Annotated in this window: 1 pseudogene; it reads left to right on the top strand. The window is 58.8% G+C overall.

The window, feature by feature from the left end:
* A pseudogene (locus tag ABZX22_RS45205) lies at positions 1-1,201 on the top strand (hypothetical protein); the annotation flags it as partial.

Here is a 1,201-nt window from a genome sequence, read left to right as displayed (position 1 = left end):
GTCCGAATTTATCTGGCGATTGGACGGCCGGAGAAAGCTGCGATTTTAGGAGAGAAGCTCGTCGCTTTGGTAACGACGACCTCGGCTCAGCCTGTGAAGATTCAGGCTGCCGATACGCTTACTCTGCTTGGGGACTGCAAGGCGGCGATATCGCTGCTGACATCGATTCCGAATGTCAATCTCAGTCGTGGGTTGCAAACACGCCTACTGGAGGCATACGCAAAAGGCGGTTACCGCGCGAAGGCTCGGTCCATCATGGATAGTGCTCCCGCAGATTGGTTCGAGGACGACGCCTTCGTCGGCATGGCAGTCCTGGCCGCGCAGCAGGCGAATGATTGGCACCGGTTAAAGCCACTGGCCTTGCGACAAAGGGACCGTTGTCCTACCGACGCTCGCGCCTGGGAGTTTTGGTATCGCGTCGCACTCCAGACCTTGCGGCCGGCAGAAATCCGGAGCGCGTTTGGCGAGGCCCCGCTGGAACTAAGCGGTGAGCCCAAGATTATCCGCAGGGTGGCGTTGGCTGAAATTCAATACGGTGACCGTGACCTCGGTATGCGTCGGTTGTATCGATTGTTTAGATGTAACCTCGACAACGCGAACGTTGCGGCGGGTTTCATCACCGCCCTGCTCACTGCCGATGACATTCCATGGGGCGCGACACCTACAGCCGTTTCTGCGGGTGCCGGCGAGGGTAACGAGCGTGCGAACAGTTTGTGGTTTCGAGCACAGGGAGCACTGCCGGAGCCGCAGGATGCTTGCGCAAACATTCTTCGAGAGCTGCGTGATCAATTGATTCGAGCCGGTACCCCTGTCGATTCTGGCGAAAACATCAACATACGGGTTTCGTCGCTGGAGGCACCCAGCAACGCTTTGGCGTTGCGCCTCGAGTTGGCGTCCCATGGCAGAACGCAGTGCAATATCAGCATCCATGCCGAGGCAATTCCGTCCCCCGACCCTCGCCAACCCGTTGAACCAGTCGAATATGCCCTCTGGCATTACGAAGAGGATCAAGCAGCGCCTGCGCTGCCGCCCCCTCCGCTTCACATACGGGAAACCGTATCGGCTTTGGCCCTCGAACCGTATTTCCCACCGCGAAATTGGGCGCAAGCGAGTCACGTTGCCGCCTCGCTCAGCGAGGAAGCAATACTTCAGGTATTCGCGTGCATCGTACATCCCCCTGCCATACCGGCCGGCCGTAAGG

The sequence above is a fragment of the Nonomuraea sp. NPDC003804 genome (genome assembly GCF_040610675.1).
GTDB lineage: Bacteria > Actinomycetota > Actinomycetes > Streptosporangiales > Streptosporangiaceae > Nonomuraea.
This window is presented reverse-complemented; position numbering and strand designations above follow the sequence as displayed.